General features: G+C 63.8%; 16 protein-coding genes. 8 read left to right on the plus strand and 8 right to left on the minus strand.

Going from position 1 to position 16,488, the window contains the following annotated elements:
• Positions 1-35: 35 nt before the first annotated feature.
• From AAFP35_RS12260 to AAFP35_RS12270, 3 genes are all read right to left on the minus strand, one after another.
• On the minus strand, positions 36-1,028 hold the full coding sequence (locus AAFP35_RS12260; RefSeq protein WP_419221887.1) for an iron-containing redox enzyme family protein: 993 nt from the start codon (positions 1,026-1,028) through the stop codon (positions 36-38).
• Positions 1,029-1,168: 140 nt separating this feature from the next.
• Positions 1,169-1,819: a DUF6766 family protein gene (locus AAFP35_RS12265; protein WP_419221888.1), complete on the minus strand. Its 651-nt coding sequence runs from the start codon at positions 1,817-1,819 to the stop codon at positions 1,169-1,171.
• Positions 1,820-1,904: 85 nt separating this feature from the next.
• Complete coding sequence (locus tag AAFP35_RS12270) at positions 1,905-2,516, minus strand: TetR/AcrR family transcriptional regulator (RefSeq protein ID WP_419221889.1); 612 nt, start codon at positions 2,514-2,516, stop codon at positions 1,905-1,907.
• A 132-nt stretch (positions 2,517-2,648) separates the two neighbouring features.
• On the opposite strand from AAFP35_RS12270, the gene AAFP35_RS12275 reads away from it, so the two are divergent.
• A complete protein-coding gene (locus AAFP35_RS12275; RefSeq protein ID WP_419221890.1) occupies positions 2,649-3,839 on the plus strand; it encodes an aromatic ring-hydroxylating oxygenase subunit alpha in 1,191 nt (396 codons plus the stop codon).
• A complete protein-coding gene (locus AAFP35_RS12280) occupies positions 3,836-4,933 on the plus strand; it encodes a hypothetical protein (RefSeq protein WP_419221891.1) in 1,098 nt (365 codons plus the stop codon). The genes AAFP35_RS12275 and AAFP35_RS12280 overlap by 4 nt, the downstream gene beginning before the upstream one ends.
• On the opposite strand, the gene AAFP35_RS12285 is transcribed toward AAFP35_RS12280, so the two are convergent.
• Entirely contained in the window at positions 4,930-5,787 is an 858-nt protein-coding gene (locus AAFP35_RS12285; protein WP_419221892.1) for a sigma-70 family RNA polymerase sigma factor, read from the minus strand. The genes AAFP35_RS12280 and AAFP35_RS12285 overlap by 4 nt on opposite strands.
• 122 nt (positions 5,788-5,909) lie before the next feature.
• Between AAFP35_RS12285 and AAFP35_RS12290 the strand changes: the two genes are divergently transcribed.
• Entirely contained in the window at positions 5,910-6,266 is a 357-nt protein-coding gene (locus AAFP35_RS12290) for a DoxX family protein (RefSeq protein ID WP_419221893.1), read from the plus strand.
• A gap of 70 nt (positions 6,267-6,336) precedes the next feature.
• On the opposite strand, the gene AAFP35_RS12295 is transcribed toward AAFP35_RS12290, so the two are convergent.
• The 3 genes from AAFP35_RS12295 to AAFP35_RS12305 form a co-directional block, all read right to left on the minus strand.
• Positions 6,337-6,564, minus strand: coding sequence for a hypothetical protein (locus tag AAFP35_RS12295; protein WP_419221895.1), 228 nt, complete (start codon positions 6,562-6,564; stop codon positions 6,337-6,339).
• Positions 6,565-6,718: 154 nt separating this feature from the next.
• Positions 6,719-6,925, minus strand: coding sequence for a three-helix bundle dimerization domain-containing protein (locus tag AAFP35_RS12300; protein ID WP_419221896.1), 207 nt, complete (start codon positions 6,923-6,925; stop codon positions 6,719-6,721).
• 24 nt (positions 6,926-6,949) lie between these two features.
• Entirely contained in the window at positions 6,950-9,058 is a 2,109-nt protein-coding gene (locus tag AAFP35_RS12305; RefSeq protein ID WP_419221943.1) for a heavy metal translocating P-type ATPase, read from the minus strand.
• Between AAFP35_RS12305 and AAFP35_RS12310 the strand changes: the two genes are divergently transcribed.
• Both AAFP35_RS12310 and AAFP35_RS12315 read left to right on the plus strand, forming a co-directional pair.
• A complete protein-coding gene (locus AAFP35_RS12310) occupies positions 8,996-9,226 on the plus strand; it encodes a hypothetical protein (RefSeq protein ID WP_419221945.1) in 231 nt (76 codons plus the stop codon). The genes AAFP35_RS12305 and AAFP35_RS12310 overlap by 63 nt on opposite strands.
• A gap of 692 nt (positions 9,227-9,918) precedes the next feature.
• Positions 9,919-11,706 carry a lipase family protein gene (locus tag AAFP35_RS12315; protein WP_419221897.1) on the plus strand — a complete coding sequence of 596 codons (1,788 nt, stop codon included), beginning with the start codon at positions 9,919-9,921 and terminating at the stop codon, positions 11,704-11,706.
• Between the two features lie 40 nt (positions 11,707-11,746).
• On the opposite strand, the gene AAFP35_RS12320 is transcribed toward AAFP35_RS12315, so the two are convergent.
• On the minus strand, positions 11,747-12,682 hold the full coding sequence (locus AAFP35_RS12320) for an alpha/beta hydrolase family protein (RefSeq protein WP_419221898.1): 936 nt from the start codon (positions 12,680-12,682) through the stop codon (positions 11,747-11,749).
• Positions 12,683-13,456: 774 nt separating this feature from the next.
• Between AAFP35_RS12320 and AAFP35_RS12325 the strand changes: the two genes are divergently transcribed.
• The 3 genes from AAFP35_RS12325 (at position 13,457) to AAFP35_RS12335 (ending at position 16,428) form a co-directional block, all read left to right on the plus strand.
• Positions 13,457-14,098 (plus strand): SipW-dependent-type signal peptide-containing protein, encoded by a 642-nt coding sequence (locus AAFP35_RS12325; RefSeq protein ID WP_419221899.1) that lies wholly within the window; start codon positions 13,457-13,459, stop codon positions 14,096-14,098.
• Positions 14,099-14,393: 295 nt separating this feature from the next.
• Entirely contained in the window at positions 14,394-15,734 is a 1,341-nt protein-coding gene (locus tag AAFP35_RS12330; protein ID WP_419221900.1) for a cutinase family protein, read from the plus strand.
• Between the two features lie 34 nt (positions 15,735-15,768).
• Positions 15,769-16,428 (plus strand): signal peptidase I, encoded by a 660-nt coding sequence (locus tag AAFP35_RS12335; protein WP_419221901.1) that lies wholly within the window; start codon positions 15,769-15,771, stop codon positions 16,426-16,428.
• Positions 16,429-16,488: the final 60 nt, after the last annotated feature.

Consider the following 16,488-nt stretch of genomic DNA (forward strand, 5'->3'; position numbering starts at 1 on the left):
CAACTGCGTCACGGCGACTGACATCTGGAGGCGGCTCACGCCATGGCCGGGATGCCCTCGATCCACGAACCGCGGAGGCCCTCGCCGAATGCGTCTTCCATCGCCAGGAACGCTCGCATCCCGAAGACGATGTCGCGTTCGAGTGCTGGTTCGTCGAGTATCAGTGACCCGACCACGTCGGTGCGCAGGATCTGTTCGTGGACGGCGTCGGCCTCGACGTGTTCACGATAGAAGTGTCGGCAACTCTCCGGCGCGTCAAGTCGTTCCAATCCGGCCAGAAGCCGCTGGGAGCCCGGCGGTGAGGTGATCTCGGTGGCGGCGAGATGGCCGACGGTCGCTCCGCGCAGGGACCGGTGAAGACCGAAGCAGGACATCAGGTTCACCGGTGCCAGCGCCCACCAGGGGGCGTCATCGAGATAGGCCAGGTAATCGGTCCGCAGACCGGCAGCACCCATGAGATCGGTGAATAATTCCTGATGTACAGCATCACCGCGGCCGGCGCCGAATTCGTCGAATTCGACTGCCACAAAAGCTGCCTTGGCCTGATGTCGCAGACGCGGTATCGCCCACGCGTGCGGGTCGGCCTCCTTGTGGTGGTACAGCGATCGCAGCGCGAAGAGATCACGAAACTGTTCCCAGGTGCCGTTGTCGCGCAGCTCGTAGGAGAGGCCCTCGCCGTCGATCGGTTCCACGCTCAGTTCGGCCATCTCGTCATCGGCAGACACCGTTGTCGGCAACGCACCCACGCTGTCGCGAACGGCACCCATGAATCGCCGTTCGAGCTCTCGCCGGAACGTGAGCAAGACCGGATCCCATTCGTGCTCGTCATCGACGTCGACGAAACCGCGGTAGTGCAGCTCGTAGCAGACGTAGAGCGCGAGTTGTGTGTCGTCATCGAACGGGTCGGCGTCGGCCACCTCGAGCGAGTTGCCGCCGCTCCCCTGCGTCAATCGGGCGATGACCTGGTCAGACAGCGGTCCTCGAGCCGACGGCAGTTCTGCGGCACTGCGTGTGTGAGCACTTCTCACCGAGTACGTCCTTTCCTCGGATCGACGGCGAGCAGACCATGGATGTCAGGTGGCTCCATGTGTCTCTGTCCATTCTCCACCTCCGAGCGTTGTGGACCATGGATTCCCGAAACCGAACCGTCCGAAACACGGGGCAGCCTTCACGCCCCCGTGGTCAGATGCGGGTCGGCAACGGGTTTGGACTCCGCGGAACGCCGTTGTCGAAACACTATGGACAACACCACGATCGCGGCGACCGCGATGAACTCGCTCTGCCAGTTCTGCATCGATTCGAACCAGAACTGCGATGTCGTCAGATAGCGCCACACCGACACCGCGGCCTCGCCGTGTTGTTGCTGTTCCTCGCTGTAGGCCCGTGCACCGCCGAGTGCGTGCAGTATCAGCGACAGTCCGAACAGCAGGAAGAACACGATCGACAGCGAGTTCTCGTACACCACAAGCACCCATCCGCCGCGCCGGACCGGCCACGGGGCGCCCGGCTGGTCTCGCTGGGTACGAGGATCGACATCTTGCGGGGCGGGTGTGTCCACCGGCTTCGATTCCGACGAACCCTTCTGGTAGAGAAAGGCCGTCAACACCACGTACATACCCATCTGCAGGAACTCGGATTCCCAGTTCTCGAATGTCGCCTCCACGAACTCACCGGTGCGCAGGTAACCGACCAGGGAGACCGCAGCGTCTCCATGGGAGAGTTGTTCCTGGTTGTAGACGTGCCAACCGGAGACCACCATGCCGAGGAAGAACACGGCGAACAATCCGAGACACGCGATCAGCAGACCATTGTTGTGCACGGCCCGGCGCATTCTCGATGGGGTCGAACGCTCGCCCGGTGGCATCATCACAGCCTACGTCGCGGGTCGGCCGGTGTGGTTGTGATCAGACCGGCGGTCGGCACCGGCCCTGGATGGCCGGAGCCACCCAACGATGCAGATACCGCCGCAACTCGGCCGGGCTGCGTGGGGGATCGCCCGCGTCGGCGAGCAGCGATTGGACCATGCGCAGCATCATCTCGACGAGCTCGTCGAGATCGTCTGCTGTCCAACCGAATTGGTCCCAATCGACATCGAATTGTTCGACTATGACCTTACCGAGCGTAATCGCTTCTGGCGACGTGACCACGGCGATGAACCGACCGTTCTCGGCCGGTGCGAAGAGGATGCCGAATCTGCGGTGTGCGCGGAGCCGCTCATACGTGACGGCGATGCCCTCGACCGTTGCCTCGGCAGGGTCGGTCAGCCCGCGCAGAGAGTCGGCGAGACCTCGGAGGAACTCGTCGGTGGCGTGTTCGGCGGCCGCGCGTACGAGTGCATCGGTGTCCGGGAAATACCGATAGACGGTCTGCCGCGAGATGCTCAACTTCTGTGCGATCTGACGGATGTTCACCGACGTCACGCCGTCGTCGATGAGTTCTCCCGCAGCCATGACGATGCGTTTGGCCGCTTCGTCGTCGTCGACCGGAGTCGATCCGGCCCACCCATGGGTGCGCATCGCGAGAGGAACCTTTCTGGACGCACTGAGTCTGGCCTGACAACACTACCGCCCGTCCGGCCTTCGGCACTGACTGGACATAGAACTCGTTTCATGTACCGTCATGGTTCACCGGACCTGAGAGGACAGCCCATGACGATCGATGTGCCGGCACCGGCGGACACCAGCAACACCCCGTTCGGTCGCGACCTCACGCGACGCGGACTCGCACTCGCACTTGCCAACACCACCGACATGGCGCCGACAACGTTGCGCGTTCCGTTGCACTACTACCGTGACGAGAAGCTCGCCGAGATCGAGGAGACGCAGGTCTTGCGGCGTACCCCGCTGCCGTTGCTCGCGAGCGCCCAGATTCCCCAACCCGACGACTACACGGTGCGCACGGTTCTCGATGACTCATTGCTGATCACCCGGGACCCCGACGGGGTGGCGCACGTGCTGCTGAATTATTGCAGGCATCGGGGTGCCATGCCCGCATGTGGCTCGGGCAACGCCAGGCGCTTCACCTGCCCGTATCACGCATGGGTGTACGACAACACCGGACGACTGCGAGGCATTCCCGGTAAAGCGGGTTTCGACGATCTCGATCGCAGCACCCATGGGCTCGTCGAATTGCCCAGCGAGGAACGGCACGGCTTCATCTGGGCGGTTCTGGATGCCGATGCGCCCTTCGACCTCGACACCCACCTCGGCTCGTTCGATGCCGAACTCGCCCGCTGGAATTACCAGGACTTCCAGTATCACGAAGAACGCTTCCTGGAATCGACGGTGAGCTGGAAGGGTGCCCTCGAGGCGTTCGCGGAGGGCTATCACTTCCCGTTCGTCCACGGCAACAGCGTCATCGGACAGAACACCATCGCCAACACACATGTTTACGACGAGTACGGCCCGCACCACCGGATCGGCTTCCCGTTCAACTGGATCACCGACCTCGCCGACGGCGAACCGGACGAAAGCTGGGATGATCCGGGCCAGTACATGGGCGTGATCTACTGGGTCTATCCGAACCTGATCCTCGCCAACAGTCCCGTGGGTGTCGAGGTGATCGACATCTTGCCCGCTGGTGCCGCCACGAAATGCACGGTCCGGCACAGCTGGATGGCTCGGTTTCCCGCCACCACCGGCGAACAGACCGAACTGTACGACGGCATATTCGCGCAGGTGCACGCCGCGGTACGTGACGAGGATTTCGCGATGCTGCCTCAGTGCGGTGAGGGTGTGCGTCGTGGGCAGCACGACCACATGGTGATCGGGCGAAACGAAATCGGCGTACAACACATGATCCGGGTGATGGCCGAACGGCTCGGTGTCGCCCTCCGGTGACCACGACGTCGGACGGTGGGGCCGGATTCCCCTGGCCGCGTATGGAATCCGTGCTCGCCCACCAGGCGGTAAGCGCAGTTCACGAGGCTGTGGCCGCCAACACGGCTGTGCACACCGCGGAGATCTCGGATCTGTACGCTCGCGACATGCTGGTCCTGTGGCCGTCGATCAGTGTGGGTGACACGCACATCGACACCTGCCTCGAAGGTGATCGGTGGGCCGAACGACTGACCACTCATGCCGGACAGAACGGGGACCGGTGGACCGATGTGGCGCGACACTATCGACGGACGGCGGTCGCGGCGGCCCGACGCGCGACCTGGATGCTGACCACAGCGGGCGTCGTCGACCCGGAGTTCGCGGTCGTCGTCCGTGATGAGCACGGATCCGACGAACTGCTGCGCGAGTGCCTGACGCCGACACAACTGCGTCGCCGCGATCCGCGGCTGCACCGTCGATACATCGCCGAAGAAGCTCTCCGTGCGTTGTCGGGGGATGCCCGGATCGCGGCGCTGGTGCGCACGCTCGCAGACGATGCCGCCGATCCGGGTCTGCATCGGTCGGCGCATTCCATGCTGGCCGATCTCGGTGCACCGGCGGCTATCGCGATGGCCGAAGAGCTACGACTGTTCTCGTTGGCCCCCAACGGAAGTCTCGCGCCGCAACGGATGCTATCCGTACTCGAGGAGACCCGGACAACCGACGATCGTGCTATCGACACTCTTCTCGCGATCGTCGGAGACGACCGTGTCCCGCCACGCTTGCGAGCCGATGTCGGTGCGTGTCTGAGCTGGCTGAATCAGTTGGGGCGCACCGCTCCCCTGCTCGATCTGCTACCCGATGATCTGGTGTGCGACGTACTCGGCGCCCCATATCTACGAGAGACGACCAATGGTCCGTTGAATTATCGCCCACTCGAGCAAGCCATCGTCGCGACTCCGCGATTCGACGAGCAGCTGTTCCTGCGACTCAGCGCGACACGCATCCATCGCATCCGATCTGCGGATGTCTCGACGGCGACTGCGGCTCTGTCGTCCCCGTCTCGGTTCGTCAGGCGTCACGCGGCGATCGTGCTCCTGTCGGTGCACGTTTAGACGGGTGTGATCCTTCGGTGTGCCACATGTGTGGCATCGCTGACGTGGATTCGAACGATCACGCCCTCGGTGATGGTGAACAGCATGACGATGCGCAAGTCACCGTGCGGTGCGACCAACAGTGCGGGCGCACCGTCGACACTACCGATGGTCGACACCGCGGCACGGGTCCCGAACCTTCTCGTCTGCTCGGCAACTGCGGAGGCGCCCTGCACGACTTCGTGTTTCGGTGGAACCAGGCCGGGATCGCAGGTGCGCACCACGTCCGGCGCGAGGATGGCGAGCAGCCCGGCGATGTCACCGCTGCGTGACGCCTCCAGATAGGCGTCGACGATCTCGTGATCGGCCTGGGCGCCGGCATCCGACGGCGGCGGATCGAGTTGTCGGCGTGCACGGGAGGCCAGTTTCTTCGCCGCGGCCGGGCTGGTGTCGAGAATCTCGGCGACGAGAGCGAACGGGAAGTCGAACATGTCGTGCAGTACGTAGGCGACTCGTTGTGCCGGGGTCATCCGATTCAACACGACGAGTAGGGCACGCCCGACCGATTCGACGTGGACGGCATCGTCTTCCGGACCGTCGACCATCGCGATAGGCGTCACGCCATCGTCGAGTGGTACCTCCGCGCGCCGTCGCCGTCGACGCAGGACGTCGAGAGCCTCGCGTGACGCCACAGCCGACAACCAACCGGCCGGCGACACGATCTCGGTTCCGGCCTTGTCGGTGGCCTCGGCCTTGATCCATGCGGCTTGCAGCACGTCATCTGCATCGTCGGGGTGGCCGGTCAGCCGGTAGGCGATCGCCCACAGCCGCGACCGTTCGGCCTCGAAGTCCTCTGTCAGCAAAGTCGCATCCATGTCGCGTCACCTTTCTGCCCTCTGAGACGTCATCCATGTGTGAGCAGGGACGTCCATCGAGCAGAAAGGACCGATGTGTTGAGCGTACAACTCGGGGGTCGAGGAGAACCGGGTGAGGAATCGTGAACGTCGCATACGTTGTCATCGCGATCATCACCGTCGTCATCAATGCGGTGATCGCGGGCGCAGACTATCTGCGAGCCCCGTTCGTGCTCGCCAATTCCGCCGAAGTGAACGTCCCACCGGCCTGGCTGCCGTGGTTGGCCACCAGCAAGGCGGCCGGAGCGCTGGGGGTACTGGTCGGTCTGGTCGCGGATCGGCCGACCCTCGTCACCGTCGCAGCCGCAGGCTTGACGCTGTTCTTCGTGGGTGCGATCGTCTTCCACGTGCGGGCCCGCGTGTTCTACAACCTTGCGTTCCCCGGGTTGTTCCTTGCAGCCGCGGTGGCGACGCTCGCGCTCGCCGCCGGCCAGACCTGAATCCATCGTCGTGGTGGGACTGCGTGTTCAGCGCGCAGTGCCACCTCAGGCTTGGTTCAGCAGCGGACGATCAGTCGGCGGCTTCGATGGCGTCATCGTCTGCGAAGACGAGTCCGGCATCGTCGGTGTTGATGGCGTAGCGACGCAGACGAACGGACTTGTCTTCGTCGATGCGTGCTTCCACCGCGTTGCCCAGGTCACTGAAGTCCTCGACGATGACGCCGTCGACGGTTTGCCCATCGTCGAGGGTGACATGCACCCGTGACGAGACCGACGGGCCTGATGTTGGTGTCGACATGATCTCTCCTCGGATGCACTCTCGGCGTTCGGCACCTGACCGACGCAAGCCAGTCAACTTTACCGGACATACATAGATTCCGAATACTCTTCACGTCAGTCACCTGTGGCATTCACCACGATCGGCCCGCCGTGGCCGGCGATCTCGTCGAAGGTCAGCTGTTGCCCAGTGCACGCCGGGCACGGCGCTCGACCAAGAGCGGCACGAAATCGCGAAGCCGCAGACCGTCGAAATGGCGGTAAGCGTTGACCACTGCGGACTCCACGTCCTCAGGCGTTTTGTCGGCGTGCTCGTCCGCCAGCCGACCGTGCACTTCGCAAATCTGCCGCTTCTCATCGTTGCGGCCCCCGACTGATGTCATGAGACAAGGGTATTCGCGAAATGGTTAGCCATGCGAATCGTGCGGGAGTGAGGATGCCGACTCGCGATTGCCGAGGACTCGGGCTGCACTGTGTTCCGGGGTCAGATCGAGGCGGCGGAGCAGCTGGGCATTGAGCGCGACGACGACCGTCGACGCCGACATGAGGATCGCACCGACGCTCATCGGGAGGACGAATCCGATCGGCGCGAGAATGCCGGCTGCGAGCGGCACGGAGATGAGGTTGTAGCCCGCGGCCCACCACAGGTTCTGCTTCATCTTGCGGTATCCGGCACGCGAGAGTTCGATCACCGACAACACGGAGCGCGGATCCGACGAGGCCAAGATCACTCCGGCCGAGCCGATGGCGACGTCGGTGCCTGCGCCGATGGCGATACCGACGTCGGCCTGGGCGAGAGCAGGTGCATCGTTGACACCATCGCCGACCATCGCGACCCTGCGGCCTTCGTCCTGCAACTCGGCGACCTTGGCCGCCTTGTCGTGCGGTCGCACACCCGCGAACACCCGATCGATACCGAGTTGATCGCCCACATTCTCGGCCACTGCCTGTGCATCACCGGTGATCATCACGACCTGGACACCGAGGGCATGCAGCGCATCGACGGCCTGCTCGGACTCGGGTCGGATCTCGTCGGCGAGGCGCAGTGCGCCGATGACCGTTTCGTCGGCGAGCACGTGCAGGATGATCGCGCCTTCCTCACGCCACGATTCGGCGACGGTGAGTTCGGACAACCCGTGCTCGTCGAGGAGGTGGGGTCCGCCCACACGGATCCGACTATCGTTCACCGTCGCGGTCACGCCGACCGCAGGCGACGAGGTGAAGTCCGAGGAGGCGGGCACCGAGAGTCCCTCGCTGTTGGCCGCGCGCACAATGGCTTTGGCGAGGGGGTGCTCACTGTCGGACTCAGCTGCCGCGGCCAGTGCGAGGACGTCGTCACGGCTGTGGCCGGAGACGGGCTCGACGGCGGTGACGGTCGGCTCGCCCTTGGTGAGCGTGCCGGTCTTGTCGAAGAGTACCGCGTCGACGTTGCGCATCGACTCGAGCGCAAGGCGATCCTTGATGAGGACACCGCCGCGAGCGGCACGTTCGGTCGCGATGGACACCACCAGCGGGATGGCCAGGCCGAGCGCGTGCGGGCAGGCGATGACCAGCACGGTGATCGCACGGACCACTGCATCGTCGGGCATCCCGATGGCGGTCCAGACGACTGCGGTGATCGCAGCTGCGCCGAGCGCAAACCAGAAGAGCCAGCCTGCTGCGGTGTCGGCGAGCCGCTGGGCCCGCGACGAGGACGCCTGGGCGTCGGCGACCAGTCGTTGGATGCCTGCCAGTGCGGTGTCGTCGCCGGTGGCGGTCACCTCGACCCGAAGACCCGAGTCGGTGGCCACGGTGCCCGCGACGACCGGGTCACCCTGTGCGCGGCGAACCGGTCGAGATTCTCCGGTGACCATCGATTCGTCCATGCTCGCCGAGCCGTCGATGATGGTGCCGTCGGCGGGGACCGAGGCGCCCGGACGCACCATCACGACGTCCCCGACGACGAGTTCGGCAGGGCTGACCGCGATGATGGTGTCGTCGACGATCTTCTCGGCCTCGTCGGGAATCAGTGCCGCAAGCGAATCCAGCGCGGACGTCGTCTGGGCGAGTGACCGCATCTCGATCCAGTGGCCGAGCAGCATGATCACCACCAACAGGGCCAGTTCCCACCAGAAGTCGAGTTTGTGGTCGAGGATGTGCAGTGTCGAACCCCACGACGACACGAACGCGACGGTGATCGCCAACGCGATCAGCAGCATCATTCCTGGTTGGCGTGAACGGATTTCGCTGATGGCGCCACTGAGGAACGGGCGACCACCCCACACGTAGATGACGGTGCCGATGATCGGAGACACCCAGCGCACCCATTCGGCGTCCGGGAGGTCGTAACCGAGGAGATCGGCGAACATCGCGCTGAAGATCACCGTGGGTACGGCGAGAGCCAGCATGATCCAGAACAGTTGCCGGAACTGTGCCACATGATCGCCGTGTCCTGCATGTCCACCGTGGCCCTCGTGGCCCTCGTGGCCACCATGACCGGCGTGACCGTTGTGGTCGTGATGATCGCCGTGTGCCATGTCGTGGTCGGCACGGGGATCTTGCTTCAGGACCGACTGCTGCGCATGGTCGGCGTGACCGTGATGGTCACCACCGTGTGCCGTGTGATCACCCTGCTGCATCTGCACAAACCTCCTCGGGTCGCGACGCCGCGTCAAGGGCGTCATACCAGCGTCAATATACCCTAGGGGGGTATTTATTCCCGCCGGTTCTGGCTTTCTCCGGACGGCCCACGCCCGTCGTGAGCCATGGATCAGCCATGCGAGAACGGGATCGTCGATGTGACAGCGGATCCCGCGCAACCCCAGCGCAATTCATCAGACCGCGTTAGGATGGACGAGTGTTGCGCGCCTCTGGTGCGGACTCACCTGGTGCAGGTGGATTCGCGGCTACAGAGGGGGGAACCACAGACGCTCGACGACCTGGTCATCTCATGAGGCGAGGAGTCAGATGCAGTGACTGGATTGTTTTGGATCGCGATACTGGCGGTTCCTGCGGCCGTACTCATGATCCCGCTGATGCTCGACAAGGTTCAGGCAATCGCCGAATCCTCCCCTATCGAACGTCCCTCGGACTCGCTGATCACAGACACTTCTGGGCGCCGACATCTGCGCCTGGTTCGTGACGTCGAACCAGCGGGTGCTCAAGATTCAGTGCGCGCCGAAGTCGCGTAGCGGCCGAGCTCCACCGGAAGGTGAGGCACCGGCGAATCCGGATCACGATGTTGCCAGCACCTTTCACGGCCACACTGGCCGTTGATGTGTACGGATGAGGCCTGTTTCGGCGCACGGATCTCGTGATGGTCTGTGGAGTAGACACTTCGCCGCGCGGCCGTGCTGCACCCCGGTAGCCATGCGAGCGGGCGATAGCATCACCGACCATGAGTGATCGAATCCTTGCGCTGCGGGACAGAATTCGGGCGGTCCCCTGGCTCACCGACTCGGCACCGCGTGGCCTGTCGCTCGTTCTCGGCATCGTGGCGATCGTCGTCGGTCTGTTTCTCATCCTGCGTCCGTTGAGTGCGGTCACCTGGCTCGGCGTCTACATTGCCGTGAGCTGCATCGTGTCTGGCGTCGCCGATCTGCTGACCCCGGCGCATTCCGATCCACGACGCGTTCAACGTGTTGGTGGAGTGCTCTGGATCCTGGCCGGCATCACCGGACTGGTGTGGTGGGGCCGGCTCATCGACTACTTCGTCCCGGCAGTCGCCATCATCCTGGTGGTGTCCGGTGCACTCCACGTGTTCCGGCTCGTCATCCGCCGGTCATGGGAGACGCTGGCGCTCGCGCTGTTCGGCCTCGCCGAGATCCTGTTCGGTGTCTTGACCTTCTCATGGCCGGATGTGTCGCTCATCGTGATCGGTGCGCTGTTCGGTGGGCGCACCGTCGCATTCGGCGTGATCCTTCTGGCGAGGGCGGGCAATGGGCAACGTGAGCACTCGCCCGAACAACGTCAGGGGCGGGCCGTCATACATGTTGTGTTGGCAGCTTTGCTGCTCGTCGTGGCTACGGGAACCGCGCTCGTGGGTCACGCGCTGCGCAACGGTCCGCTGGAACTCGACGGGTTCTATGCAACCCCGGCGACTCTGCCCGACGAGCCGGGTGTGCTGATCCGTACCGCGCCTTACGATCATGCGTTTCCAGACGGCATGCGTGGCGTGCGAATCTACTACACGACGACCGACCGGACCGGAAAAGTCGTTCCTGCTTCAGGTTTCGTCGCCGTGCCCGAGCACGCCACACGACCGGTACCGTTGATCACCTGGGCGCATGGCACCGTCGGGATCGCTCGCGGTTGTGCTCCATCGGCCTTCGCCAAGGTGTACGACCCCGATCTCACGCCCGCTGCGGACAAACTCGCCCAATTGGGTTGGGGTGTGGTGGGAACCGACTATGCCGGTATGGGCGCGGATGGCCCGGCCGCGTACTTGGTCGGGCAGACGGAAGGTCGGTCGGTCCTCGATGCCGCACGCGCAGCGCGTCAGGTCAGGGACATGTCCTTCACCGACGACACGGTCATCTGGGGGCATTCCCAGGGCGGGCATGCCGCGTTGTGGGCGGGGCAACTGACCGCGTCGTATGCGCCTGACCTGCACGTCGTCGGCACCGCGGCGCTGGCGCCGGCGAGCGACCCCCGAGCGATGGCCGACGCCGTGCTCTCCAATCCCGGTCACCTGGGTGTGAGTCTCGCGGTCAGCTATGTCGCGACCGGCTACATCGAGTCGTATCCCGACCTCTCACTGGACTCGCTCACCGCGCCCGGCGGACGAACTCTGATCCGCGAGGCCGCATCACGCTGCACAGGCGACGGCGGCACCCTCGCCACCATCCTGACGGGATTGTCGATCGCGAAGGACACTCCCCTCGTCGATCGACAAGCACTCACCGGTCGCTTCGGTGAACTCCTCGATCAGAACATGCCGACCGGTCCGTGGAACGCACCGCTGTTCATCGGTCAGGGTGAGGCCGACGAAGTGATCCCGTACCGCATCAACGTGGCCTATGTCGACAGGTTGTGCGCAAGCGGTACCACCGTCGATTTCGTCGGGTACCCGGGCGGCGATCACATGAGCATCCTGAAGAGGGACTCTCGGACCAATGCTGACGTCATCGCTTGGACGCGGGATCGACTCGAGGGTGAGCCCGCACCGAGCACCTGCCCTGCTTGATCCGTGCCCTCGAGGCACGCCTCGAGGGCAGCTCGGGTTTTCAGCAGCGCGCCCTGCGAGGATTGTGCGGTGACTCGCATTCGCCCCGGAGTCCGAATGGGGCGAAAGCGGTGGCGGGAGGACCGGCGTCGACCGGGTCGTCGGATGACACCGATCGCCGCACCGGAACACCATCGCTCCATCGCCCCATGTAGCCCAGATCCGTGGAGCAGTACTGGCCCGTGAGTGAACAACCCTGCAGCGCATCCCCGACGCGGTAGATACCGTAGGTGCGGATCGCATCGTCGGGCGCGAGAAGACTGTTGGGTGACAGATGTGTGGCGCGAAGGCTCGCGAGCGGACCGCCGCGCGTATCGCTGCGCACGAAGACATGTTGCTTCTGCGAGCGCGGCACGTCGTACGCCCTGTACTGCTCGATACCGATCCGTGCGTCGAGAATGTTGTCGCCGTCGTAATTCTCGACGACGATCCGCGTGTGGGGCGGCACCGAGATCGGACCGGTTCCCACCCCGCTCGCAGGTGCGGGTGCGAGCTGGAAAAGCCACAGCGCCCTGGAACCCCAGCCGCGTTTGACGGCCTGCTGCGCGAGGTACGGTGTGGCGCCACCGCCCATCGAATGCCCGACGATTCCCAGTCGGGTGAAATCTCCGCGAGGGGCGTAGCGTTTGGCGACCGCCAGTGATTGATCCTCACGGGCGAAAGATGACTGGAAGTCATAGGGATTCGTCGGCCAGCTCGCGAAGACCACGACATTGCCGGTGCTGGCGAAGTGCCTGATGATGTCCGCGTAGAGCAGGCTGCTTCCCAACATCTGCGAGTCGATGCCTGCGAGCAGACCGTGCACCACCACGACGACCGGGCGCTTCGGGTCGTCACATCGGCCGCCTGTCACCGGCGTTCGCGCGTGACCACCGGGGTTGTACACGGCGATCTTCTGGGTGGCGTCGAGCGGATTGACGTGGCTGCTCGTGGTCACCTGGCACGGTCCTGGTGCTCCGAGACCTCGAGTCGGGGCCGGCGGCGGACGTAACGGTGTGTCCGCGTGCACGGGTGCCGCCCCCAACAAGCCGATGATGACGGACCCGACGACCGTCACCACGACGATCGCGTGGACCGACCGATCTCGACGCGATCTGCCCACCTTGCGTATCTGTTTGCTGCAGAACAGCATCGGTAACCAACCCCCGAACTCTCGTGTCACAGGCACATGATGTAGATCACCCTAGATAGCAATGGTTGATCTGGTCAATGGTCTCGGTCAGAGCCGGTGAGCGTGCGCCGGAGTCGGCTGACGGATCACCGAGACTACGAAAGTGGCTGGGGCCATTCATCTTCGTCCTATTTTCGGGTGCCCGAACAATTCGTGACGGTAATGGGCAAGAAATAGCTGAGAGAGCATGAATATGCGCACACTGGGTCACTTTCTTGACTGGTTCCAGTACGAGGGATGACCCGAGTTACGGTTTCCGGATTTCGCTGCTGCATCACAGAAATCGGGACCTGTGAGCTACGGCACAGATATTGATTTTTATCTACTGCACGACATTTGAGCAGTCCGGAGGCCTTTAAAGAGATAGTAAAACCCTTGCAGCACAGACATTTTCGACCACGTAGCACCGAGTGTGATCCCGTGCACGAGATTGCAATCAATGAACTTAATCCAGGTCACAGAACCTGAGAGGCGTATGAGAGTAGCTTATGGATTCGTGGCAATGAAGCCACAATTTCCTACAACAAACGGACAGAAAGAATGACAACGAACAACAGCCAGCCCGTCGACCGAACCACCAGGAATCGCAAGCGCAAGGCAATCCTGGCTTCGGGAGCGGTGCTCGGCATTGGCGCGATCATCACGCTTGCTGCATGGAATGACTCGGTGTGGGGCAATGGCGCCTTCGGCACCGGTGACAACGCATGGAACGTAGAAGGCAGTACCGACGGTGTCCACTTCGCCGAGTACAGCGAACCGGGGTCTCCGGGGGCGATCAACTTCAGCATCGCGGAATTGCAGGGCGTCGATCCGTCGAATCTGATGCCTGGCAAGACGGCGATCGGTCAGTTCTGGTTGAGGGAGGGCGGTCAAAAGATGGACGCGAACGTCACCATCGAACCTCCTCAGACGGATGCAGGGAACAGCCTGGGTAATGCCTTGAATGTCAAGGTTTTCGCCCTTGGTCCAGACGGCATGTTCGGTGGCGATGACGATGAGACCGTCGTCAACAGCACGACCCTCGCTGCCGCTGGAAGTGGGGGCAAGGCCTTCACAATTAAGGCGGGCGAAGTTCGCGTGTTGCGGTTCGAGGTCTCGCTCAACACCGATAGCCCGAACGGTCTTGCCAGCACCGTCACCGCCAACTGGCAGATGAAGGCACAGAGCGTCGACAACACCTAACGCCTCCCCAGGCTGGCCGGCCGTGGGGTGCCGGCCAGCCTGCACTGGTGGACTCCTCCACCACTTCTGTCATCACGAGTCTCAGCCACGACGCCCAGCTCTCACCGTCGTTCGGCCTTCCTGGATCGAATCGTCATTTTCGCGTGCCCGTCGAGGGCCGATCCAGCCATGCGGAGAGCATCCGCCTCCCGACCATCTGGGATGCCCCGAAATGTCTTTTGCCTCCACCCTTTTCACATCTTATTGCCCTCCTGAGCGGTCATCTGACCTGAAGCGTCAGATCGGCGTTGCGGCCGTGACACTGTCGACAGCAGTCGGCGCCGCTGCCCTAGGCTTCCCGGCTGTCGCGCAGGCTTCGCCGGTCACCGAGACGCTGGACCTGTTCATCCCGGGCACCTGGGAGACGTCCGAGACGGCGGATCCGTCGGTTGCCGTCGGAATGCTCAAGCCGGTCGCCGATACCGTCGCCCGCGATCACGGCCCCACCTCGAGCATCTACTTCCTCCCCTACATGGCCCGCGCCTTCGACAACGGACAGACCTATGGGGCCAGCAAGGCCACGGCGATCGACAACGCGTCGAAAGTATTGCGCGACTATGCAACTGCACACCCCAAAGCGAAGTTCACCATTACCGGATACAGCCAGGGTGCCGACGCGGCCGGCGACCTCGCAGCCAAGATCGGCAATGGTGAAGGTCCCATCCCTGCGGAGAAGGTCCTGGCCGTGGGCCTGCTCGCCGACCCGAGCAACGGCGGCGCGGGTGAAACCGTCGTCGGCCCGTCGGCGGGTAGCGGGATCACGGGCGCTCGCGCCGAGAGTATGGGCGCGCTGACCGGTCGTGTGTCCACGATCAGCAGCCCCGAGGACAAGTACGCATCCACGGACGCATCGTCGAATCCGGTGCTGGCCAAGATCGGCGAACTGTTGGGCTCCGACTACACCGGTGCGATCAATGCGGTCAAGCAGACCGCCACCGCGGTCGATGCCGTTGCTCAGACGGACTGGAGGCGTGTGCTCGACCGGATGAACAAGCTCCCCGCCACACTGGCTGCCGGAGACATGGTGGCCGCCCACCAGATCGCGGGGTCGCTCAACAACGACCTGCGACCGTTGGTCTCGCTGGCCGATGCCATCGATTACGGCACGGTCGGCAAGGTCCTGTCAGTGCTGCCCGACGAGACCGGCCTCACCAAGATCGCTGCCGCCCTCTGCGAGGTCCTCGACCGGGTCGACATCACCCAGACCGCCGACCTGGTCGGCAAGATCCAAGAACTGGCGTGGACGTTGGCGGGTGGCTCGCCGGCCGACGCGGCGTCCGCCGCGACTCAGATGTTGACCATCGGACAACAATTCGCGAGGTTGTCGGTCAACTTCGCCGCCGGCACGACGACGGGGTCCAGCGGGGCCGGTGTGGTGTCGTCGGACTTCTTGGGGCTGATCACCCAACTGGTCAACATCCTGCACACCAATGCGATCAACGATCCCGCCGCCGTGATCAACGACGCCATCACCGCGGCGTCCTCACTTCGGTCGGGATCGCACGTCAACTACGCGTCGATGATCGTCGACAACCAGGGCACTACCGCGACCGATTGGCTCGGACGCTGGCTGTCGACCTCGATCTCCAACGCCTGATCCAGCCAATTACCTTCTCAGAAAAGAGATATCGATGACCTCCGTGATGCCCGACCCGTCGCCGGGCACCGATGAACCCCCCCGGTCTCACCGCACCGCCGAGACCGCCGCCGACCGCTGGGCGATGTACTGGGTGCCCACCGACACCACAACACGATCCGCGGCCGAACCGGTCGAACAGATTCCACCGGTCCCCCGCCGTTCGGCACGCCAATTCATCGAGAACACCCTGCTCAACATTCTCGCGGTGTTCGGCGTCATCTGCATCGGACTGACCATCTGGGCATTCGCCGGCGGCTACTCGCTGATCATGTTCAAGACCGGTTCGATGTCCCCGACCATTCCGCAAGGATCGCTGTCGCTGGTGCACAAGATTCCTGCCACCGAAGTCAAGGTCGGCGACGTGATCACCGTCGACCGTCCCGGCGAGCGGCCCGTGACCCACCGTGTCATCGAGGTGCATCCGCAAACCGGGCGTGAGGTGTTGATCGCCATGCAGGGCGACGCCAACCCCAACCCAGACCCTGGCATGTACCGCGTCACCGAGGTCCGCAAGGTGATCTGGAGTGCACCGGGCCTCGCCAAAAAGGTTGTCTACCTGACTGATCCGTACGTCCTCGGTGGCATCGCCGTCGCGATGTCGCTGCTGGTGCTCTGGGCCTTCTGGCCGCGCCAGGCCAAGACGCGCGAGTAACAGACTCCGGCTCGTGTGCGCTGCGCTCGGGGGCGCGCACACGAGTCGGTACCACGAGCT

This window comes from Gordonia sp. CPCC 206044 (assembly GCF_048537895.1).
GTDB lineage: Bacteria > Actinomycetota > Actinomycetes > Mycobacteriales > Mycobacteriaceae > Gordonia.